We start from the raw sequence: 26,471 nt of genomic DNA, 5'->3' as shown, positions 1-26,471 counted from the left end.
AGTATGTCAGTTTAATTATCCCCGGTCGCAATGGTGCATTCCCCGACAGTCAGTCCGGCCCGCTGACCTACCTGCCAATCGAGCATGGTAGGAAAAATGACACGGCTTATGATCTTGTACCGGTTAACCAGACAGTTAATAACGGCACCTTCACGCTGATCCCTTTTGATCCGGATGAAGGGGATTTGCCCTATGGTTCCGGGTGGCTTGCAGGCCATCTTTCGTTCTTTTACCAGCTGGGAGAGGCATTGCAGCTGGCGCTCGGGCTGGCGCCAGAAGCAGATACCAATGCGGCCAAAAACCGGATTCGTACTGAACTGGGTTTGCCACGGCAGGACAACCCCGGACAGGACGAACTGTCGTTACCGGTAGTAAACCCCCGTCAGGTGATGATCAAAGAAACCCTGCCCGTACAGGTAAGGTTTAATCAAACGACAGCGACAGACAGTAAAAAATCCATAACTCTGGCAGTGACCGGATACGGGTCTCTGGGGCGTCATCTGCAACTGACAGCAGAGCCTGACGGGAAGGGTACCTATCGTCTGCAACTGGCTGCCATTGGCACAATAACTGCGCTTGACGACTCACCGCCTCTCCCCCTGTGGCGCTATAACGCAGTGACCAGACCAGTGGCAAAGCGCAGAGTTCGCCGTTCCGATACCGATCCTGATTCTGCTGAAGTTCAGGACCTGAAATTAATTGACAAACTGATTCCTGATTCCGATGCGTTCCTGGAAAAATTCGCACCGTTATTAGACTATCAGCGCGCCGCAAACGACCACTTGAACGCACGTGTTGAAGACCTGCTAGAAGCTTTTGTCAAGCTTGATGGCTCTCGCCATGAGCAGACTCCATCTACCTTCGCTTTGGTATTAGGGGTCTACGACCAACTCATTGAGCTGACCGAGAACCACCCGCTGGAAACCGGTGAAACATTTGCGAAACTGGCTACAGACATCCAGAGCTGGATTGAATCCAGCATGGTGCCAGTCCCTGAAAAGCTGCATTTTGTCAGCATTAGCCCAACAGCCGGGGAGCTAAACCGGGTCTGGTTATGGATTGCAGCCAATTCAAAGTCCGATTTACAAATAACCCTCTGGTACGACCCGGACGCAATGCTCACTACTCTGCTTACCAATGCCCTCAAAAAAGCAGTGATCAGTCAATTAACCAGTCAATCCGGTTCCAGTGATCCGTCTAATTTTGACTCGGATTTAATGGAAGGATTCATGAAGCTGCAAGATCAGGCCTGGAAATTCATAGAGTCAGACATGAAACAGGGACGGGGATTTGATCTGGCAGTGAAGAATTTTCTGGTACGCCACCTCAACCATAAATCATCGGATATTGATGAGCATAAAAACCAAATGGTGAAAGCCTACCAGCTATTTAAACAGAAGGTAGAGTCTTCTTATCCCGGCGCGAAGTTTTCCCGCGAGGATATTAAAACGGTCTGGACCGATGCTTACGGGGAAGACGGTGAGAAGGCCAGAAGTTACTATTTAAGAGAGCTGGGGTTGCGTGGTAATAAGCCAGCGGCCACTGCACTGGTGAAAAGCAGGGTGCTTGGCACTCTCGGTGGTGTTTATTCTGATACGTTCCTTTCGCCGTTCATTAATAAGGATCTTTTCAAGGGTATTGATTACTCCGGCGTCAGCATGACAGATTGGAGCTGGGTAAAGAGGGTACAGGTACAGCTTGTCATCCAACAGTTCAGCAAAGAATTCCTTCCTGGTGACCAGGACCCTGCCATTGCCCAGAAGGTTGCAGACGATCTCGCCTGGTTCGGTAAAAAATACCCCCGGTTAAAGAATGACCTCGAGCAGCGTTTGGCGAGTTCTGATCCCTCGCAACTGTTTGAACCTCTGGGAGAAGTTAAAATCATTCCCGGTACGATCGACCTGTCACTAAAAAACGCACAAAGTCGTTTTTTTTCAGTATCACAGGGCGACCCGACCATGAAGGAGGTCGAAAACCGCCTTTTATTAAATTACCAGACGATTGACCAATATAAATTGTCCAGCGTAACAGCTTGGAAATCTATCCAGGATACAAAAACGTTTTTCACCAAAAAAGAAAAGGGTCAACCGAAATTGGCTTATTATCGATTCGGGGGGGTGTGGGAATTTTCGGAAGGCTACCCATTACTTAACGGCGATGACGCGCTGACAGAAAGCAATAGTGCAGTAGGTTGGACAGAAAGCGATAAAGCTTTGCTTGATTCTCTGCTATTGCTTTCCGGGGAACGCTATACCATTTCCAGCGAAACAGAAGCTTTCTGGTACCACGAAAACGAGATCGCAAACTATATTAAGACGGATCCCCAGAGCACAAGCCAATACAGCCAACAACTGATTATCCAGATGGAACCTGCTGATAATAACCCGATTAGCAGGGCGAGCCGTTACCTGTATCGCAAATATAAAAATCACCAGAAAACTTATAACTCAATCCGTTTGCTGGTCATTGATAATGATGATTGGTCAGATGGAGAGACAGGTGCAAGAGTCAACAAGGCCGATATTAGCAGATTTCTCGACGGTAACAGTCGAATTCATGTAGTTGGACTTGGTAAGTCCGAGAACGGGAAATTTACCCTGAGCGGTCAAACCGCGTCAGAACTCTCAAAAAAAATCAATGAACTGACCGGTGGTACCCCGGTTAAAACCATTAACCTGATTGGCTCAGGCATTGACGACAACGGGCTTGTCAGCCAATGCCTGAAAGAAACCCTGCAAGCAACAAAAACCTCAGCAGTGACTGCCCGTGATGGTCTTTTGATCGTCGATATCTGGGGGCGTCTGTGGGTTGGCCTGCTCTCTGACTCGGGTCTGGTGACCTGGTCACTGGCCGACAGCTCTGACAAGCTGAAAGCGCTTCGCATGAGTAACGGTGAAATCACCGTCAAGCGCTTGTCGGCAAAAGAAACATTGGCTGAAGGTGCCATCAGAATACGTCAGCTGCCCTCTGTTTTGTCAGAGCACAGCGGGTTGCTGGGGCCCGCTAATCCCGATGATCTGGTGCCGACCCCGGCAATGTTCGAGCACAACCTGAAGCCGCATCTGCAGGGTGTTTTCGAGCCGAATGATTTAGCAGCGCTGGAGGAGAAAATTACCCAATTTGACCAACTTCGTCAGGAAGGAGCGGCTCTTGAAAAATACATGCTTGTCTATCGGATGCAGAAAAAACTGCCCAGAATTCTTCCTGGTGGCGCTGTGACCTCCCACCTGGCCGCGACAATAAACCAGTACCTGCTGGATGCTTTGGTGGAGGTCCCTGAAAAGCTTAACTTTATCTGGATTGGTCGTCTCAACGAAGGTGTTAAAGCTCATCTCAAGGTCTGGGCCAAGATGGTTTCCTCCTGGCCAATAACGCTCTGGTACGACCCGCAAGCGCTTCTGGCACCCGTGCTTGCCCGGGAAATACGTAACGCTGTTGCCGCTGAGAAAATACCCGCAACATTCCTGGCAGAAGAAAGGAGTAAACATGATTTTTTGGCACGTATTTTTCAGCTACAAGATTTGGCCTACAGCACTATAAAAAATGGCATTGCCCAGGGCAAAACCTTCGACGACATGGCAAAGGTTTTTTTAGTCAACCACTTGGGTATGGATCGAGCAGAATTAGCACAAATACAAAGGCAAAGCCTGAAGGAATTCACGGATTTTGCCAACGAACTGACCAGGCTTCGGGGCAACCCCGGATCCGGGGGATTCACACTGGCCGATATCAACCAGCTCTGGCAGGCAGGCAGTGACGCAAGCATAAAAAAGTGGTACGAGAAAGAGCTTATGCTGAGAGGGCTTTTAGCAGCAGCATCGGATCTGATACGAGTGGATCTGCTTATTAAAGATAAGAGTGAGGGAGGTGTCTATTTGGATGTCGACTCACTACCTCATTATAATCAACGCTTGTTTAAATATATTAACCCTCCGGAAAATATTTTAATTGAAGGCCAACTGAATAATTTAATTAATCATCTGATTATGGAGTATTTAAGTGAGCCAGGGCCGGAACAACTTTTCCCTAAAAGAAATCCTGATCCGGAAATACAGGAGAAATATAATCAATTAAAGGAAAAATACCCTGATTTTACCCAGGCTGTTAGAGAGGTCATAGCCAATCACAAAGAAGAGCCTCTTTTCGTTTTTCCAGAATCCATCAGGGCTATTCCTGGTTCAGCAGAAATAACCTTGGTTTTTTCAAAAATGGTTCAGCCCAGAAATAGTTTAATTATTGCGCCACGAGACAGCCAGATTCTCAAGGCGGTTAAGCAAGAAATGATAAAGCGGCAACAGTTGATTGAACGTTTAGATATAGACAATCCATCAAAACTTTATAGTTACGATCTCGCTGAAGTCAAGGCAGCCGTTATCAATGAATTGGGAATCGATCGAGTAGCCGCCGGTTTTTTTATTTCATATCGGACTGATGGAATAATGTATGGATCCGGCTCGATCTTGCAGCTATCAGGGCCAAGTGTGTTTCGTGATGTCATGAAGCAATATTTCAATGCTTATCTTTCAGGAGAGGATCTTCTTGATTACGAAAAAAAATCCTATTTCACGCAAATTAATCCATTGGCAAAGATTGATTTAGTGAGTTTGGAAACTGATGAACAGGCCAGTAGCTGGGTCACCACTGTTGATAAAACCGTGCGTTATGCCCTGAACGATGAGCAAGACAGCCATTATGGCAACCAGATTATTCTCCAGCTGGGTAACAGCGACAATGAAGTCAAAGCCAGCGTTTACCTGAGGAAAAAATACCAGCCCTATTTTAGCTGGCATATACGACTGGAGCCTGATGGTACCTTGATTAATCCAGTGACAGGCCGTGACATTGAGCTCAGGATATTGCGAGCCGGTTTTATTAAAGACGACACACGTATTATTGTTGTGGGTCATGGTAGTGAGGGTAACAAGGCTGGCTTGGGCCTGTTTCGCAAAAAGGCCGATTCCAGAGAGTTTCTCCTGGGCGGGAAGACGGTTAGCCAATTGGCCGAGGTGCTCAAGCGCATAACTGGCGGGCAATTTGTCAGCACCGTCAGTTTGGTGGGTTGTGGCGCTGCTGCCAGCGGGGAGCACTACCCTGTGGAAAAGTTCGCCAGGAAACTGTTTGGTAAAATCAGGACAAAACGAATCACTGTCCGTAATGCCCTGGTGGCGGTGGATATGCTCGGGCGCAAATGGACCGGCATTCTCCCTGCCGATGGCAATGTGCTGTGGTCACAATCAGACCCTCGCGTCAAGCTGGTGCTTGAAGAAGACGAACGGGGACAGTTAATGCCCCGCCAGCTCCCGGTTGCAGAAGGGCTGGTGAAAAAACTCCGGAATTTACCCGCTTTGCCCCTCGGCAGGAATTATGCCTATCTGGGCAAGAATGCCCCTCATTTCGATCAGGCCAGACGCTTACTGCTTGATACGATTATCGACAACAATCACCAAAACAATGGCAGGCAGAAACTCTCCGACCTGGTTGACCATTACAACCTTCGGCTGCAACAAGTCACCCGTGATAACTTTTCCCCTTACCGGTTGATGCCGTTGCCGACTGTCGACGCTGAACTGCCTTTTGTGCAGACAGGGGCACCAAGAAAGCTGCACCTCAGCGCCTTTGTTCGTGCAGACTCAATCGGTGACCCGTTTTCGGGTATTGGCTTGCTGGCCTATGGTAATCCTTTTGCGCAGGAGAACTTTTTCCAGACCCAGCAGGCGGGATATCAGCTGGCCCGGCAAGTCGCAAGCCCGCCATCTGACGCCATGGCAACACTGTTTACCCGCCTGCTGCTTGGGTCTTTACAGGACATTATTGCACCCGGTGGCCACGACATAGATCCGTTCCGGGTTTCTAGTCCTGATCTACTGGTTTCGGTATTGGGAAAAGATGACCTGCTTGCCCTGAATGCCCAAAAGCTACGAAATGACTTTTCTGAATTGGCCCAGCAGTACGTCAAGACTCTGAGAAGGTTATTGGGTGACTTTCTGGCCGACAAACGGGCGGAACAAAAAGCACCGAGACTGAACGCCTGGAAAAGGCATGAACAAAGAAAGTCGTTTCAAAATACCCTTTCGCGTGAGGTTAAAAAAAGGCTGAAGCACCAACCGGATGGTAAGGTCAGTTTCACGGATCCTGTGCCTCTGCCTGACAGAGAGTCTTTTGCTGGCGACAAACCTGGCAAATACCTGCCTGTTGTCGCCAACCCTGCGGGCGAAACTTATGTTCTGGTGAGCGTGCCAGAGTTTAACGGCGGGATTTTTCCGGACAATCTGCGCAATATCCTGTTTATGCTCCAGTCCTCAGGTCCGCTGGAGAAGCGTAATGCCCAAACGCTGATCAAGACCATTGAGTCAGCCTATTCCCATCGCTCATCCTCCCTGCCAGAACAGCGGCTCGATGAAAAAATAGCCCGACTGCCGCTGGCTGATGTGGTCACACTGGCCAATGAAGTTGATCACTTCGACACCGGGCACCGGGCAGTCCAGAGCCTGATGCAAAAACTCTTGTCGCGTCTGGTGGCCAGCGTAGTCACCACGCTGGAAAACGGTGACAAGCCCAATCGCCAGCAGAAGCTGCTGATCGCGGAGTTGTCCAGCCGACTTCCCGACGACAACAGCGGCTTCAGGGTTCCGCTTCCGGAAAACCCTGAACACCGGGCTTATCTGGACTTTTCTCTGCCCTACGACGAAGATCGCTATTCTTCCTCACAGACCGTTCTGGGGGCTCGTTCGCCCTTTTCTATCTCTGCCATTGATCATAATGCTTATCACTCCCAGCTGCGTGAGCTGGCGCAATGGGATGAACCACCAAAAGGACTGGAGGATGTGATTGGCTATTTCAATAAACCGAATAAATTCATCGATAGCCTTCTGCTCTGGCGCAAATGGCAGAAAGATAATGGTTTGGAGACGATCAGTCCGCTCGTTGATATCCGGCTGGAATCAGACCGCCTGACCTGGGACAGTCGGGTGATTATCCGGCAGTGGGAAAAAAATGAGCCTGTTATGATTCGGGTCGGACTTGCTGATGTACGGCCAGGTTTGTCTAACACCCGCCTTGCCCGGGTGATGACTCAATCCTACGGACTGGCTCTGCTCCTGCAACTGCAAGCAAAGCAGGTACCCCTCTCTGTTATCGTCAGGGCTATGGAAATATGGGAAACGGATTACCCTCTTTTTCTTGTTGGCCATTACGGTTATGACAATGGTCTGAAACTGCGGCGACTGCCCAATGACAGTGATCCGGTTTATCAGGTGCTGGTCACTCACAGTAAAGATCATGATCTTAAGTTTGCCCGGGGCACTGTGGATGATTTCCATTTGGCATTGGAGGGATTGTTCAGGGAAGAGCGTCTTGCCCATTCGGTCAGAACCGTTATTAATCACCTCGAAAAAAACCCGGAGACCTCTGTCGATACTTTTGTGCAGGGTCTGGTTGATATACACACAGATTATTGGAAAAAGATGCAGGTTTCGCGCCTGCGTTCTGCACTGGAGTTGCAGAACGCGGACTACCGGATGTTGGAAAAACGAATAACCAGCTCCGGTTTACCCCCTAAAGACAGGAACAAGTTGTTGTCAGATCTGGGTGCTATGCAAAAGCTGCCAGACAAAATTCCGTACGCTGGCAAAACGTTTTCTTCTTTCATGGACGTCTATGGTCATGAAATCAAGCCGGATAGCCCCGGATTTATTTCAGAAATCCTACCAGATACCTATGGTGGTAAAGGTTCGCAGCCGAAGATCGCGCTCTTGTTCTCTGGTCAATTTATCAAATATGTTCTGGTAAACGATATTCCTTTAAAACAGCTGTTTTTATTGCGGAATAACGTTATCGGATTTATTCAAATGCTTAAAGAAACCTCTAAATTCGAGGGTTTTTCCAATGCATTGAATGAAGGACGGAGCCAAGTCTTTGGAGATCTCCAGGCTCTGGTGAATCAGGGTGTTATAGATGCTTCTGCCGGTAAAAACTTTGACCAGGTCAAAATACCTGACTCTGTCCGGCTATTACTGGTGCCCACTCCCCCCGGTTCATCCGGCACACTGCCGCCTGAGCCGGTTCTGGTGGGTAATGCCGGCAGTGTCCTGAAATTTGATCCAACCCGTTACTCCATCGCAGGTAAAACGGCTGTTGAAACACATTACATTATGGCTGGCCTGATCAGTCAGTTTGTTGTTGCATCGTATAAGTTAAAAAAAACCGGCGGCGATTTCAGCAATTACTTGCGCATCAAAAAACAGATCCTGCGTGAGCTTGAACCCTCTGTTTCAGAGATTAAGGGAAAAATAAATGTCCCAGTAATAGAAAATCCCAGGCGAATCGGCATTGAGATGGAAGTGCACTACGTAGAGATACATACTCCAGATAAAATCCAATTTGCACGCTCAGCCGGGATTCCTGAGGGTGCAGTTGACAATTCCTACGCTTCACTGATGTTAACCACCGACAGAACGAGTGATTGGAGAGCTGCTGGGACTTTACTGGAAATCATTACCGGACCACAACCCCTTTCTTTTTATCGGGATAAGTCTTCAGGTTTTTATGATGCCATGGAAGCTCTAATAGCCACCGTGAATAGCGCACCTGAAAATGACAAAGGTGATTATACGACAAAAAATCTGGTTGATGATTACAATAGTGCATTGTCAAAGGTGCGATTGGAAAAAAAATACTCGCAAGAGTTTCTTCACCATTTTGCCGTGAGGTTTAACCCAAATGCAGAGAAGAAATTCTCACTGAAAACCTGGAATAAAAAAATGGGGGCCCATCATCGAAGACCACAAATTAATATTTCAATTGACCTTCGTGCATTCGGAGATATAACGTCTGTCATACCTGATCTTATGGCACCGCTAAAAAATGATTTCTTAAAAAAGGTTTTTCAGCAGTGTCAATACGGCGCCAACGAGCTTTTGCAAAAGCTGAATCTGGAGCATTCTCCTTTATTAGCATCAATGTTCACCCTGCACCTCTATAAACAGGTACTGGATAGCTCAACAGAAGAATTCAATCGCGGAAAGCTCGGCAACACGGCTGGTGGTCCTGTGACTAAACTCGGTGGATTACCAAGATTTGCTACCGCTGACCTTATTATGTCAGTCATTTCCAGCCTTGATGCTGAGCGTCTTTATGCCGCAATCAATTATGGCCCAGACTTTTTTTCGCTGATTGAAGAAACGATCAATGGGCTGGTCGAAAAGGGAGCGGAGGCAGAGGGGGCTGGCCGAAATTGGCACGTGCCTACAGAAAAACTAAGAGCCAGAGTAAGCTCGCTGTTTGTGAATTTACTGGATTATCGTATTAAACATGGGCGAATGCTGCTAAATAATGTTTATAAGGACTGTTTCAAACTTCCTCAAAGCGGAATAATATTTTTTCTTGATTCCGTTGAACCAAATTCAAGAGTAAAAATCGTCAGTCATGACAGTGGAGAGGGTGGAATCCATTACTTCTCCGCCATTGAGGTTCGCAAACCTTCGGCCAAGCTCGCCAATATTGCTGTAGCTCCTCCCGATCCCGAAACAACTGCATTAATAAAGTCAGTCCAGGATCCGGATCTGCTGGGAACAGACCCGGGCGTTGACCAAGTCTTTATTAAAAGAGCTCAATCCCTGCTCACCTCTGACACCGGAACCTGGCATTACCGGGACTGGGTAAAGGTGTCCATCCTCGACCGGCTGGGTCAACTTGACCGCGCAAAGCGGGAGCATGTGAACCGCTCCTTCGTCAGCCATCAGCGGGCGGCACCGGACGCAGCCGGGCAGGACGCACTGGGCCAGTTGCTACTTTTTGCCCATCTTAAGGCAATGACCGGCGGGCGATCAGAATCATCCTGGGACACCCTGGCGCAGTTGCAAAAAATAGTGTCCGTAGATTTTGACTTTCAGCGGGTGGCCGGGGCTTACCAGCTCAATAATGACCTTCCGTTGAAAACCATTGACAGCGACGCCCTGCTTGTTGCCCGCTGGCAGCGGCTGGTAAAACTCAATCTGCCCGCCACTCTCTACAGACTTTTGGACTCCGGAGACGAAGATTTTATTAAAGCCGTTCTTGAGTCGGCAAAGATCGTTTCCGGGAACGGAATGTCACTGGGTCGCTTGTTTCGGGAAATGACCATCATCCTTGAACCCGAATGGCGCTCGTATCAGAGTCATCTGAATAACCATCCGCTGACCCTGACGGTGGGAATAAAGGACATTACTTCTGATAGCCATAAGGCTATCGCTATAGGAAAGCTGTTCGCAATAGCCCTTTTAAACCATCCCGAATTGGTGGCACTCGGTCAGACTCAAAGGGAGTTGCAGGCGGTCTGGGGATTATCGGCCATCAGCACTGGCAGTAGCTATGGCCTGACCACAGAACGGGTACCGGTCGCTTTTCCAAAGCAGAAAGCCCCCCTGTATACACAGTTTTTGAATGGCATCGGCAGCATCAATCACAACTGGCAGTTTGCTTCCGGGTCGGTCGCGGATTTCGCCCGGGTTCTCTACCGGTTGTCCGCCCAGCATGATCAGGGCAGGCTGAAAGAGGCCTTTGAACGGGTTCGGAACTACCATCGTCAGCACCCCAAAGTATCCCTGGACACTTTTGTCTCGGCTCTGGTGAAAACACACGGGAACCTGCCCGATGAACTGGCGGGTCTGGTTCTGCGTCAGGCTATCGGGAAAGCGGGATGTACTTATCTGCAACAGGCCCTGACGGAGAAAAAACCATCATTAACCGCCGGGCTCAATACGATGATATGGGTTGGGGCTATTGACTCGTTTTATGATGACCGTGATTCGTTCGATGGCACTACCGCATTTAAGGTTGACCGCCACATCTCGGTAAAACTGAGCCGTGCTTACTTTCGTTATGGGGGCACAGAGTATCTTTTATTAGTCGATGGCCTTCAGGACTTCCTGACCACGCATCTGGGCAAAGATTACCTGAAGAGAATCAGGAACGATCCCGCAGCTTTATCTCAAGATCAGACCCTGACCGTTGATGCCCCGAAAGCCGTGGCCGGAAAGCAGCAAATCGTCGTTTGGTTATCACACACTGGCGAGAAAGTGGTGATTAACCCCGATGCCGCTGCCAGTCAAAAAAACCGTTTGTCCAGCTTGATTCCAGTGTTTACTGCCCTGGTTAAATCCGGCCATGAACTGAACGGTGGCCGTCAGCTTGCCCCTTCAGAGGTTGAAGGGATTGAAAGAAGGGTTCGCCAGCAAATGGGGCTGGCGCCCCTGGTGCAGCTTGCCGACACCGGGAATCTGAATCTGAAAGAGGACACCGCATCTGGCCGGATCGTCCTTGAAAAAACCTACACCATTGACAAACCTGCCATACTGGAAAGCCTGCTGGCCAGAAGCCCGACAGTCGTCAATGACTCACCTTTATTCACCCTTAAATGGCTGGCTGCCGACAGTCAACCGGGCCTGCAACTGATAACAGCCCCACTCTCCCTGGATGAGCTGAGCAGGCACCGGCCTTTGCTGGATGCCGCTTTTCAGGCACTGGGTAAAACGATCTCGACCCAGTCTGGCCCGGTTAAAAACCGGGATTTGGTCTGGACCTTTCACGAACGGCTTGCCAATACGGAGCCAGTAAAAAAAGACAACGCCCTGGGCCGGTTAATCTTTGAAAAAATAACTTACACGGTCCACCGACCCACCGGATCGCACACCCTGATGTATCAAAGCCCGATAAAAATCGGTGCTACACCTTTGACCACCCTGAAATGGCTTGGTCCGGGACTCTATCCGGGTTTGCAACTGGTAACGCCCCCCCTTTCACTGAGTCATCAGACCACCAACAGGGATAAGTTGGAAGCCACTTTTTACGCAGTGGACAAAATTATCTCGACGCAGCCTCAACCGCTCAGTGACCGACTCTTTCACTCAAAGTTTGACGGGTATTTCAGGCACCGGCTGCCTCCTTATGTTGATGAGCCGAAGACAATCTGGCAGACAAAAATCACCGGCAAGGCAGACACCGGAATCATCCTGAGGTTTCCCTCCGGGAACCTGGACAAGCCCCTGGCCCCTGTTCTGTTTGCTGTCACTGACGGTCCTGAGAGAGAGCGACTGCTGGCCAGCCTGCAGGCCGCCACCCGGTTTGTGAACACTGTTATCCCGGCTTCAGGCAACGAGGCAATCCATGCCCAGTTAAGGTCGCTGTTTACCCTGTTGTTGTTCCGACTGTCGAGCGACGACCTGCCCGGGCAAGCCCTGTTTCCGGGGGCAAGGCTGGCAGACTATATCCACACTTACCTCTCAGACGATGCCGTGACCACACTCAGTCACCACATCAACCGTGTTGGCCTGCAACAAGTCACTGACGATCTGGTCACTGATCTTGCACAACAGGCAGTCGGTACCCCGGACCCGCAAGCGGGTGACAGGATCAAGGACCTGCTGGGGACGGCCCTGGATTACCGCCTTGCCAACGGCACCGGACTCTTGCCCGGCACACTGCCTGACACCTACTCGCTGCCCCTCGCGGATGGCGGAAAATACCGGGAACTCTGGACCGGGCTGATGTCAGAGTACGGCACAACGCGACGGGTCTTCAAAGACGCCGATGGCCATTATCTGCTGGACGCAGCTCTGCCGCTCGAAAGCAGCAGTATGGAGCAGCTGTATCAGTCCGATAAGCTGACGGGCCCTCTCAAACTGGCGTTAAAACCGGACTCGCTGGGCCGCGATCAGGAGGTTACCCGTACCTTTCTTGAAATGGCAATGTCCAGGATGGATACCGACTGGCCGTGGTTTTCGAGACGCTTCTCCTCATTACCAAAATTGCAGCGTTTCACCCTGGTGGAAGCACTGGGTCAATATGGTTCCAACTATCCGGAGGCCGATGTCAGGCGGCTGGCCCGTGCCCTTACCAAAATCCAGCTTGGCGTTATCAATGAGCAGATCATTCAAGGTGATAATCCTGAGACACCGGCGATGTTTCGCATCAAGAGTCTGGAATCGCTCTCAGGCGAGAACACGCTGACCACCGAAGATGGCAGCAAGGTCTATTTTCATGCTGGCTCTCTGTTGCCGGTAACCCACAAAAAGGCCCCATCACCCGATCTTCAACAGATGCTGCTGAGGGGGTCACACAGTAGCCAGTTTCCCGGATCGTTTCTGGATAGGCGCCACAGCGGCAGACTGTACCGGCAAGCCCTGCAGGACGGCCAGATGGCACCCGACCGTTTCCGGGATGATGTCGGGCGGTTTATTGAAATTCTCAGTCACCAGGGGGAAAGCCATCGTCGAGAATTCCACAAGCAGCACCGGCTTGACCTGAGTGCGGGACGGCCTGTCCACTGGCGGTTAAACCCCCATATTTTACTGCAGGCGTCCAGCTTGCGGGTCACGGGTACGGCGGTCATCATTGAGCTTGGAATGAAGAAGAACCCTTCGCTGACCCTTGAGTCCTTCGGCACAGTCGTCGACCGGTTCTATGCCCTGAGTCTGGCCAAGAGTATAGAGGCTGTCGATGCCGCCCTGTTCCAGTCTGGCTGGCCAAAGGAGGCCGGACAACTGGCGCAACTGGGCAACGCCATTGGTTTTGACGCTGCCCAACAATGGGTTTCCCTGCCTGCGCTGAACCAGGCCAAGAATCTCTATACCCTTCTGGCAGACAACAATCGGGAGGCCATTGAGCGTCAGTTTGACCCCATTGGCTCACCCGCCGGTCAGAAAGACTTTAAACAGGCGATGACGTGGCTGTTCGCCTGGAAGCCTGAATTACTCACATTGAGCTTTGACAGGGTCTCTGACTACCTTCAGACGCACCGGGATGACCCGGATATTGGTACCTTCGCCAGGGCACTGTACGAGTTTGACCGGAAACTGTCGAATGATAACAGGGACCTGTTCAGGGGGATGCTCAGCCATCAGCAGGTCGAACAACTGAGCGACGTTCTGGCCTATCAGGCCCCTGAGCAGCGGGAACTGATCAGCTTCATAAACACGCTTAAAACAGCGGTCAACTCCCAAGCCCCGGCAACCGATGCAGCCGGGTTTGCTCCATCGACCTACCGGCTGGTTCGCTCTGAAAGCGGGTTGAAGGTTGTCGTCATCAAGGACCCGGATGCGTCAGACCAGAAGCGCTGCCGACGCGGGGTCGGCGGGTGCGGAACTCGCCTGCTCCTGACGGGAAATCTGGCGGACCACCCCCTTTTGGGCATTGACAGTACAGACATCAGTGACACCGATACCGGCAAACCCTATTACAAAGTTGAGTTCCTGACCTACCAAGGTAAGCTGCACAGAGTGCTTAGCCGTTCAGGTAACGATATCACAGCCACCCCTCTGGACGATGAAGTTTCGCTCCATGACAGTATTCACAATAGCGGCGGTTCCCCAGATGAGCGTGTGATTTCAGACGGAACATTGACCACGACGTCGGTGGCGGTCAAGCGTTCCGGTGGCGAGGTTTATCAGCTAATTTCGGAAGATGGCGATCACTACCGCGCAATCCGCCTGCAAACCGATGACAGGCTGTTAGCCGCCTACGACAGCAGCGGGAAAACCTTGATCCCGGTGCTGGAAAAGAACGACCATGGCCAGACAGTTTATGGCTTGAAACTGGACAATGCCGCGTCAGATACAAACGGGCTGTACAAACTCAACCCGGCGGAACCGCTGGAGGAGCAACTGACCGCTGCCCGCCGGGAAAATCATCGGCTGTCAGCCGTCAGTTCCGAGCTACGGACGCTGACGGGCACGGATGACAGGATAGCCGTGATCCTTACTGCCGACTATCGCCCCGGCCAGCCACTGGCAAACCAGGCCCAACGGCTGCTGTCAGAACTGAGAGTCTTTATTGCCAGCCCGGCAGGGCAGCGTCTGGTCAATGCCCTGGGATTCCCCGACAGCTTTATCCAACCCGCCACTATGACTGAGCTGGACAGTAAGCTGTTCCCCGGTATGGCGCCCCCCAACCCTCTGAGGCTGGTAATCAGGCTCGACAAACAGGCTCTCGCTGACCGGGTGATACCCTATCGCCGCGATGGCAACGGGGACCTGAGCGGCAACAGGCTGGTGCTGTTGCAGGTGGACCCGGCGGTGTTGGCCGGGCAACGTCACTCCACCAGTAATTACCTGGGGGCACTGGCCTCTGTCCTGAAAGATTTGTGTCGGGCAGCACTGGCCAGTACTGACCAGTCGGACTCACCGGCTATCGCCATGACCTGGTTGCAGGGGAAAAAAATCACCGGGGACCGGACGCTGCTGCAACTGGAAAATCAACTTCGCAAGCAGTTCGACCTGCAGACCGTCCAGACCAATGCTGCCGCCCCCGAGCCTGTTCAGGTGGTCACTGCAGCAGGCGGGATAACGACCGTGAAAACCCGCCAGCAGGTCCGCATTGCCTATAAAGCCATTGCCGAGCCCCTGTCCGGCTTTGACCAGTTGGTAGGAGATAGGGAAACCCGTCTACTGTTTCAGCGGGTTCAGTATTTTTGCAACCAACGGGTTGACCAGTTACCCGGCGCTGGTCGTTCGAGGCTGGGGAACCTCCGTTCACTGTTGACCCAGGTGGCCTGGAGTGGGCTGGTCAGCCAGGGTATGGTAACTTCGCAGCTTGCACTTCTGGCTGACCCGGCGGATGTGGTCACGGCTGTGCTCGACAAAGATGAGCTGAAAGCACTGGCCGGGATCGATGATCTTGCCGGGCACCTTGAGGGTGTGCTGAGCGATGCCCTGAAAGACCGACGGGGCAGCACCCTCACGGCGACCAAACGACAGTCGTTGTTGACCTGGTTAAGTCGTGCAGAGACGTTACTGGCAGATGCAAAGGCGGTGCGCGATAAATGGGCCGACCCCGGACAGCTTCCTCTCGGAGAGGATTCCTACGACAATGTGCCGGTCACCGCTGGTAGCCGGAAAAACCTTGTCCTGACCAGCACCGGGCGGCAAAAGGTCACCCGGTTGGGTAACCAGCATCTCATTGCCATTGAAAGCCAGAACAGCCCCCTGGCCGCTCCGGCAGGGGATGAGCTTAACGGTTTGCTGGCACTGTTGAGACAGCAGCCGCCTGCCGGGGCGGCACTGCAGGCCGAGCTTCAGCATGCCCCTGCCTCCGACCCGGACTATTACCGGGACGCGATCGAGCGTACCCTGTCACCGCTGTCCCGGCAGCAGACCGACAACCTGGACGACACCCTTGTTGATTTGCTCAAAAAACCGTCCCTGACCGGCGCTGAGCCGCTGCTGGCGGAGTATTTTTTTCAACGGCGGCTCAGAGGTTTGGAAACCACAGACCAGACCAGGTTGCGGACCAATGCCCTGAGGGCCAATAAATGGCTTGATCGCCTGCAAAAAAATCCGCCATTGCCTCCGGGCCCGGGCAGGAAGGCCCCGACTTTCATCACCGATACCGGGCTGGGCCGTCACCAGGCCCGGGTTCAAACCACAGCCGGCCAAAAGACGTTCACGCTGGGTCGCCGGGATGACCTGGCTTTTTCCGACCAAGGGCCTGGCTATACCCTGATCCGCAGCGAAGAGCACCGCAAGGTCTTTCGCGTCGAGCTTCCCGATCGCTGGCCAGACCGTCTTTTGCAGATCAGGCTGCTTGTCTTCATGGAGCCTTATCGCAGACTGCAACGGAAGGGCCGTATTGGCAAAGAGCAATTACAGAACGACCTTCAGCTCATTGCCCGGGGGATGGCTGAGTCACGTCTGTCGAACCTTCTTCAGGCGTTGGTGCAACCCATCAGGGACGCGGGCATTGCCGATGATAGCCCGTTTAAAATAAGAATCAGCCTCAAGCCTCTCTTGCCCTTGGTGGACAGTCGTGTCGAGGTGAGTGGGACAGGCAGCGGCATTGTCCTTTTAAGGCTGGGCACGAAGGACAGGAACAAGCCATTTATTTTCCGGGAAACCCTGGCGAGCCTGGTCGGTGCCAGTCTGTTGAAAGCTCTTGAGGGTGGTGGTGGGTCGCTGTCAGCCTTGCGCCAGCAAGTGCGGCGGCAGTTCGGGATCAACACCGGGACAGTGCCTGACGGTGAGTCGCGCACCCTGGGACTGACCCGTCAGTTCGAACTAACCCCGGTGGCTGACAATCCCTCAGGCACAGGCCTCTATCGGCAACTGGTCGCAGGCTATCATAACCTGCTGTTAGCTGAAGGTGGTACTGAGGCCGATTACCGCCGGGCACTGGCGTATTTGGAGCTGCATAATAGCGCCAGGATTCAGGCAATAAAGTACAGCCTTGCCAAAGGGGAAATTAAAGTCAGTGTCAGTGAGCGCACTCTTTTCAACAAGATCGTCAGTGAAAAACGATCTTCTGCTCCCTTGATCCCAGCTCCCCACTTTGATCATACCATCGCCCCCTATATTCCCCCGCCCCCCGGCTCTGAGCTGATCAACGCGGATTACCGGGCCTTCTGGAGTGTCGGTTCCGGCATGGAATCCCTGCTTGACGCCAGGCTGCTGGGGTTAAGTCGGGTGGCGGCAAAAAACTTTTTCGGGCCAAAAGTCTTTGCCAGCGCTTACCTGAAATCACTGCTGGTTCATTTTATCTACTGGAAGATGGAGCAGGTTCTGGGTAGCAACGGCCAGCCAGCCAGCCGGATACACCTGGGAGTCACCGATGCAGTAACGGCCATACTGCCTGACAGCGACATCAATGAAATCGCAAACCTGGAGAGAAATACGAGGACATCCACAAAGACATCCACAAAGACATCCACAAAGACATCCACAAAGACATCCACAAACGAGAATACGAGGACATCCATAAAGAATTCGGGGACATCCAAAAATTCGGGGACATCCAAAAATTCGGGGACATCCAAAAATTCGGGGACATCCACAGTCGCCGCATTGGAAAAAGCCTGCACTTTTGTTGCCCGGGGACTCGGCTGGGAGCGTTTTGACACCGGCCTGCTGGCCAATATGAAGCAAGATGTGGACACCGTATTCAAAGAGGCAGTAGAACTGCGACAGCGCGTCGGCAAGCCGTTCCAGTTGCCGGTTAACCAACAGCAGGACGCCCAGAGCAAAGAACCAACGTCTGTGCAAGCTTTAGTGGGGCAGGATACGACCATTGAAACCACCGCCAGCAGCCCTCGTCATATCGTTATGGCAGACGGTAAAAGGCGTTATCTGAAAATAACCCCGGCGGGCCCGGGCAATCCTTTCCCGCTTATGTCTCCCCAATCACAGGATGGTCTGAAGCAACTGTTACGGCGGCCCCTGAATCCGGGTAAAAGTGCTTCGGGCACCGAGGCTTACCTGTCACAGCTGGCACGCCATTATGAGACTTTTAGTGAACTGAAGGACATTGACATTACCGGCCAGGTCAATGCCATTATTGACAAGATGGACGATGTCACCCGCCAGCAGTTTGCAGAGGGTTTCCTGCAATATACCCGGCAGTCAGCCATCCCGGCCGGTCTGGCCGAAACCATCGCCGGGAAATTGCTTGCGGCAGAGGTCACCGCGCTGGGTTCCCTGCCTGAAAGGCTTGCCACCGGGCTTTATCAGCGGCTCAACGGGCTACTGAGCCTGACCGGGAAAAAGGCATTTTCGCTGACCTCCGGCAACCTGATGATTCGGGTGCTGACCGACCCTTCAATGACCGCCGATGCCTCCTACCTGATGCCTGCCCAACACACACTGGTGCTGGGCAATGGCGACGCTGACAGTCCGCTGACCGCCGCGGCAGCACTGGCTCTGCTGCAAGCCGCCCAAGCACAGAAACCAGAGGATCAGACAAAAACATTCCTGGCCCTGCAACAGAAGCGGGTCAGACTACCCGAGGGCATAGACAGCCTGTCGCCAGAGTCGCTGGTCGGCGAGTTCACGGTTAAGGAAGGCAAGCTGACCCTCTCCGGCTTGCTGGAACGTCTGACCAGCTTTATCGGGATGGCGGACAGGCTGAAGCGGGAAAGTTCCTCCGAAGCCCGCACTCTGGCCAGAGATATTCGCCAGAATGTGGCCGACAGCGTTGCCGCACTCAGAAGTGATATCGATTTTGGCCAGATGGCTGACATGGTTGATATGTCCGACCGTCATTTCCGGGAGGCCCTGCAGAAACTGGACCAGACAGGTTTGCCAGCCGGTCAGGCAACGAGGCTGCCCGATGCAGACTGCGTACTGTGCTACGGCTTCGGGCCGGTCAGAACCCTGATAGCTCTGATGGACCGGGTCAGCAGTCACCTGGATGCCATTGAGGTCAGTGGACGCTTCATTAATATCAGACAGACTGCTGGTGACAAGGGGTTGCTGGCAGACGCCTTCCTGCTGCTGGAACAGGGACGTTTTGCGGCGGTTACCACCGAGGACATTCTCGACAATCCGAGGTTTAGAAAGAATCTTCTTGATCTGTTACGGCAAGCGCTGGCGGAACGACAGGGACTGACGCCGGAGCAAGTCATTGACCGAATGGTCATTTTGCTCAATGACTCGGGCTACAGCGCCGACGACACCCGCTATGTCAAGGAACAGCTGCTTGCAAGCCCGGAATTCATGGCGCGCCTCCAGCCCCGAAAAGGCCATACCGGCGGCGATGGCTCTGAGCCCGGTGACACCACACCTGGAGGCGGGTCGAAAAGATGGCAAGGGAAATTCATGCGCACGCTGGACCGGCTGGACCGGAGTAAGAAATTCACCCGAGCCAGAGTGGGTTTCGGCGCAGGGAATGCCATCGCTGGTTTAGCCATGTCCACGATGACACTGATCAATCTGGAAAAGTACGGGTACGCGATGCCTGATGATGCCAGGGACATGGCCTATGCAGGGACGAGCCTGAACATCATCGGCTCAACCTACAGCCTCGCTATGAGCGGCAACTGGTTGCTGAGCAAAACCCTTGTCAAAACGAAAAATCCGGCAGGGACTATTGGCGTCGCTTTAAAACTGGGCCCGAAAGCGTCGCGAATGGTTGCCAGGGCTTTACCGGTTATTGGCAATGTCGTTGCTATTGTCTCTGGTTTTCTTTCGCTGAACGGTAATGTCGAAAACGCCGATGCGGCAAGCAAGGCTGGCAACCACAAACAGGCGACCCTTTTTGTGGCAATGATGAGCCTGGATTTGATGACGCTTGGCCTTGATGTGCTCAGTACGGCGCTGGACTTCCTCTGTCCACCGCTGGGTCTGCTAGTGGACCTGGTCAGCACACTGCTGGGCTTCGTGCAGACTGCCCTGGCGGCACTGATGCCGCCACCTAACGCCAGGCAGGATTTCGAGGCTTTATTGGCAGGCGACGAATTCAAGAAATACGTTGACGGCAAGGCCGATCAATTTGAGAAAGCGGGCTACAGGAAGTTTCAGCTCTTCCAGGACGCCAGCGATTTTCTTGATCAGGATAAGTATGAGGATAATCTCGAATCATTAAAGATATCCATTAGCCGACTTCTGGGTGGCAAAAGAGACAAGGGACTGGCCCTTGAAGATCGGCTCAACCTCAGGCGAGTACTGAGTGGGACGTCTGAGCAGGACTATATGTATGGCCAGAAAGGTTACAAGATATTTTATGGTCTGGGTGGCAATGACACCCTGATCGCTGACCGGGGGGAGCTTTATGGCGGAACAGGCCATGACCAGTTGATCCTTAAGAAAGGTAAAGCAGAAGGAGGCCGCGGCCACGATATTATCCGGATCGAAAAGTCAGGGACGGCGTTTGGGGGCCCCGGTAATGACAGGATCTGGATCGGCGATTCAGGGAGTGCCTATGGCAACAGAGGTAATGACGTCCTCTATCTGCAATATCGCGGGAAAGGCTTTGGCGGACCCGGTGATGACACTCTTTTTGACGGCGCGCTACAGTCCGGCGGCGCTGATAATGACCGGCTCGTAGATGGCCTTGGCGATATCGAACAGTATGGCGGTACTGGCAATGACGTGCTGCAACCGGGTTTAGGCAGAGGAAACATTAGAGGGGGGTATGGAAAAGATACCCTGGTTTTGCCGGCAGAGGTCAGGTTTCCTTACTCCAGAATCAACAACTTCTCGCAAAAGGTTAAGGGTTACCATTACCTTCGCAGGACAGAATCCCGGGCATTCTTCGAGGTTAACCTGGAACAGGGACGCTGGCGTAACCATTTTGCTGAATACCTGCAAGACCACAACCTTAAACGCCTTGCGCCGGATGGCAGGGAAACAGGGGGAACAACCTCTCTTCTGCTCTTTCGCATATCAGAGCGCAGTTTCAGAATCACCGCATCCACCCCCGACGAGGATCTGAATCCAAAGAAATTATACATTGCCCCGCTGTCAGAAATAAAAGCTGACTACCTGCGTGAACAGGTCGACAAAGTATTGATATCTGAACATTTACTGACGGGGTACGATCAAAAGCACACAGGCGTAAAACGGATTTCTGATCAGTACCGCAGCCAGACCTTCTATTACGCTGGGAAAATCCTGTACAAATTCGCCAGCAACTGGAGAGGACATACACAAAGAGGCCATGTTTATTTTTCGAATCAGGGCATCTACCTGAAGTCGAACGAGGACGTGTATTACTTCAGCAAGCAGGGACTGATAGAACGCAGCAAAAGAGACCAACCCAATGAGCCCACCGTATTTTACACAACCCTCTGTCAGCTGCTGGAAACCGGGGGGACAATTAGCGGTATTGAAAATGTGGTGGGTTCGAAGCAAGGTCTGATAGTACGGGGAACCGCCGAGCCCAACAAAATTTATTTGCGGGGGGGTAAAAATGTAGCCCATACCCTGGGCGGGAATGATGTTGTCAGTGCTGGCGATGGCACCAACCTGATCCACCTGGGGACGGGTGATGACCTGGCGTTGTTGGGTGAGGGCTCGAACGAGGTGTATGGAGGTCCTGGCAGGGATACCGTTTCTTACCGTCTTAAAAAAAATGGGGTCAGGCTGGACCTCAGCCACCGGAACCCGTCTGATTCGTCGACAGGGCAGCATCTGGAACAGGTAGAGGTCATTCAGGGCTCCCCGGGCAATGACAGGATCTGGGGAGACCACGGCAATACCCTGTTCGTTATCACCAACGGCACCAATGTCGTGGATGTCCGGGGCGGGAACGACACGGTGGTCGCCAACGGCGGAGAAACCTCTATCCGGTTGCGCAGCGGCTTTAACAGGGTGATGCTGGGTGAGGGCTGGCATGAGGTATACACGGGCACTCATGCAGACACCATCTGGCTGCGTCGTGGCAGCGATCTTGGCAATCACAAAATTCACGCTTATCAACACCAGAAGCCTGCAACAGGAAAATGGCCAGTCGTGGTGGTCCGTTGGGAAATAGTCGGTAACGCCTGTGAGCACCGTCAGAAGGCCAGTTTGACGTTTAATCCCTTTGACGAGAGCCTGAACCTGCTTTTTGACGCTCAAATGCCTGACAAGCATGCGACTTTTGTCTTTCATTCCCCCGGTTTATCCAACTTCAACACAGTACAGGTCAATACTGGTATTTACTGGGACGATGTGGTGGGCAAACAACCTTCCCGGTCACTGACCGAGTCCCTGACAATCCTGAGGAACACTACCCTCTCGAGTCATATTATTTCAGGCAGCAGAACATGCCGGATCACCAGGGTTGTGGATGACTATAGCTTTACTAAAGAGGAGATGTTGGCATTTTTAAATCGCCACCCTGACAAACCTGTGGGTGAATTTCCCCGGGATCAATGGCGTAAAAAGGCTGAGCTGGAGAGCCTTGCCGATGAAGGAAAAACCCTCGGCGCTGGTCTGCACAGGATTGGTAGTCAGGAAAGCAATAATATCACGCTGGTGGTTGAGTTTGGTTTCGCCTCTTCCAGATGCAAACCAGGCACTGGTGTTTTGCGGAAGCTGACGTTTAAGCTGAATCAACAGCAGATGCTCACCGAAGGTTCTGGTATTTTGCGGAGGCTGAAGCAACAGCCGAGGCTTTCTGAAGACGCAGCCGTACCAAGGAATATCCAAGGTATTACTTCTTTGGAATTATGGCACACACTGACTTTAACATTGTTTGAAACCGGGGCAGACGGTCGCAGAAAACAACATGGGCGCCCTCAGGTGATACCGGGATTCAGGAAGGCAGGCCAATATACCTCGTTGTCTAAATGGACCCGAATATTCCCCGGTCAGCCAATGGCCAAAACCCTGAACATGCTGGAGATGGATTATACCTTCGAGACTCCTTTTATTCGCAAATGCAGTCCCTCCCCTTTATACAACAGCTCGGTGATTATGCCGACGGTTCACCTTGACCTGTCTTCAGACTCATACTCTGGCATCCCCATTATTATTGGCGGCCCGGGCAATGATCAGCTGACGGGCAACCCATCCACGGATAACGTGTTGCTGGGCATGGGAGGTGATGACCGGTTGCAGGATATGGGAGGCAATAACCTGTTCACGGTTGGCCTGGGTAATACGACAGTGATTACCGGCGGAGAGGGACACAACCAGCTGATACATGACAAGTCTGCCGTCGTTTATAGTACCCGGCTCTTGCGGCGAAGCTCCAGAAGTCTGACCGCCAAGGTGACCCTCTTGAAGTATCAACTGGATGGCATGACCGTCAATGTGACAGAGGGCATCATAAAGACCCGATGGCGAAATACTGACTCAACCGGCAGCTGGCGCTATCACCAGACCCTATTCAATGCTATGGACAAGATTGCCGGGACCTCGGGAGATGATAGCTACTTTGGCAGCAATGGTACGGATATTTTCAGCACCGGGGGTGGCCTGGACAAGGTGAGCATGGGGGACGGAGACGACCGGGTCATCATTGACGCCCCCTGGCAGAAGGGTACCTCGCTGGACGGCGGTAGCGGTGCCAATACACTGGTCTTTGATTTGTCCGTGAGTCGTGATGTGACGGTCGACCTGAAGAATGGTTTAACGGTCGATCACTTTATCCTGGAGGACACCGGGAAGGGCAACATAAGATTTTCCGGTGATGATAACGATAACGTTTATGTGTCCAGAGGTGCCCTGCGCAGTTTTAATGGCCAGGGAGGGGATGACTACCTTTTTGTTCTGAAGCTGCCCGCCTATATCCATTTTAACGGTGGTCCGGGCAAAGACACACTGGACTTAAGCCAGGCAACCCTTGCCCCGGAATTTGTCCGGCTGAAACTGTCCGTGCAAAAAAACTCAGTGCGCCACTCTTGTCCTGTAAACGATACGCAACCCTGCTCACCGGATATAAACATCAAAAGTCGTTTGTTCTTTACGCTCCTGCTGCCCGGATCGCAGGTCACCTATCAGACATGGGATTCCACGGTCAGAAATTTTGAGGTTTTCAATGGCCCGACCAGCGACGATTTTTTCGAAATCCCGGCCCTCGCCGGACTCACCGTCGATGGCAAAGGGGGCGATGATACTTTCATAATTTCCGCTGCCCACATCAGGGGCAATAGTTCAATCACCACCACCATCGGGGGAACAGGATACAACCGACATTATGGTAGCGAAGACGCTGACCGGATGGTGGCGAACCTGGGGCCGGACCTGCTTTCTGGTCACCTGGGTCCGGATACTTACGTTATCCACGCCCAGGCCAATGGCACCCAAATCATAGACCGGGACAACGGGAATAGCCTGATATTGCATGGGGTACAACCGGAAAAGCTGGACTGGCGGCTGACCGAAAACTATACCCTTCTGGAAGTAAACTACGATGGACAAATATTTTTCAGCATCGATTTACGGCACGTTCCCCATTGTGTACGCGAAGACAGCAGTCTGGTTACCGGGCACTTTATTGACAGTCTGGAGCAGCATATCTGGCACCTGACAACGATTGATCCGGTCAGTAACGAAGCCAGAGTTCTGACCGGCCAAAACCTTCGGAGTTACTATCACTCCAGGCTGACTGTTGACAATCGGCTGGACAGCACTTACCAGCTCAGCAATGTCACGGCATCGGTGCATGGCGGGCCAGGTGATGACGTGTTCTTCATCTCGGGTACGGTCAAGCCGGAGGCCGGGCTGTTCGGAGAGTCGGGAAATGATATTTTTCATCTTAAAAGCAGTGGTGCCAGCGTATATCCCGGCCCCGGCAATAACCTTGTCAGCCTGGAACTGGAAAATTCACAGAAAGATGGCAAAGAAAATGGCACGGTGAAGCTGTTCTTTGACCCCTCTTCGTTTAACCGGGTTCAGCTGGAAGGTGTCAGCCTTACGGATTTGCAGGCAGCAAGCTGGCGTCCGCTGGCTCAGCGCAATACCACTGACAGTAGTGACCAGGCTCCTTGTCCAGCCGGCTTATCCCACCTGCTGCCGCCTCCGGTCACTGGCGGCAGTTTTATCCTGGCAGCCTGGATTCGCCAGGACTTGCCCCTCGGCGGGCTAACACGGGCCGGGAGCACGCTGATTCATTTTGCCGATGCTGACGGCTCTGATGCCATCAGCTTGAGCCAGAAACCTGGTGGGCTGGAGATCAGGCTAACGAAGGGAGTCAGGGTCTTTCATAGAAAGGTCATGCCATTTTTTACCTCCCCCCGTCAGCACCTGGCTATGACAATAGATGACAGAGGGTTTCTAACCATCTACCGGGATGGCCGGGTTGTTTTGGAAACCGAGGCCCTCAGGCCACGCAGAAAAATTCGGGCGCTGAACTGTTATGCCGTTGAGAAACTGGTCATCAGTCGGCATCTCCCGTCGCCTGAAGGCATAAACATGATGGCATCCGGTGGTGTCGAACGTCTGGTGAGGATAGGCGATTGGCGATACCCTCACCTCTTCTATGCCAATGATTGGCCAGACAGTCTGGAGCTGGATGACGGGATTCTGGATAACAAGCAATTCATCCGTCAACGGCTGAAATCTGGCTATTCACTTTTACAGGAAAAAATCCCCGGACATCAGTATCTGATAGATGAAGAGAGCGCCACTTACTACTTTGCTGGCGATGACTTCTCTAACACTGACCAATGGGTTCTGGCAAACGCCACTGGCACGGCTGACCAGCTCGAGGTTAATACCCATGACTGCCAGACATTGCACTATCAAAAAGCAGGCGGGGATCTTATCCTGACGGTCTCGCCAAATACTGGCCTGCTAAAAAACAGCGACAATAGCGCTGAGCCGACAAACTCCACCCAGAGCCTTCGAGTGCAGAATTTTTTCAGCAAGCAAGGCGAGACCATTGAGCGCCTGATCGTCAATAACCGGGTGCTCAATATGAGCGAAGTGCTTGCGCAAGTGGACGCCCCACAGTCAAATGGCAGGCACTCAATGAATGAGAGCCTCCCGGAGGATGCATTGGCTGCTCAGGGTGGAGGCAACGGAACCCTGCCTCTTCTGAACAGGATCATTCGCCGGGGGCAACGGCTGGTGAAATACTTGGGCAGTCTGGCCGGAGGTGAGAAAGATGACGTTGGAGCGGGTGAAGCGGACAGTGAACAACGCGTGGTGGCAAGTCTGAATGACACAGGACTGAACCAACACTACCAGCGTCTGGTTCAGGAGATCAATGCCACGATGGGCAATCGCAGTGGTGAGAGTCCATCGTATGTGCCGACGGCAAGTGGCAGAATAATTCAGAACCTGACGACGCCGGGAATATAA

1 protein-coding gene (only partly in view) is annotated in these 26,471 nt (G+C 52.5%); it reads left to right on the top strand.

Annotated features, from left to right (window positions below):
* Positions 1 to 26,471 carry the 3' portion of a TcdA/TcdB catalytic glycosyltransferase domain-containing protein gene (locus tag ACOJUO_RS17490; protein ID WP_422137648.1) on the top strand. It extends 2,083 nt beyond the left edge of the window, so 26,471 of the gene's 28,554 nt are visible here — the last part of the coding sequence; its start codon lies beyond the left edge, outside the window; its stop codon occupies positions 26,469 to 26,471.

The organism is Endozoicomonas sp. ALC020 (assembly GCF_049275935.1).
Taxonomy (GTDB): domain Bacteria; phylum Pseudomonadota; class Gammaproteobacteria; order Pseudomonadales; family Endozoicomonadaceae; genus Endozoicomonas_A.
This window is presented reverse-complemented; position numbering and strand designations above follow the sequence as displayed.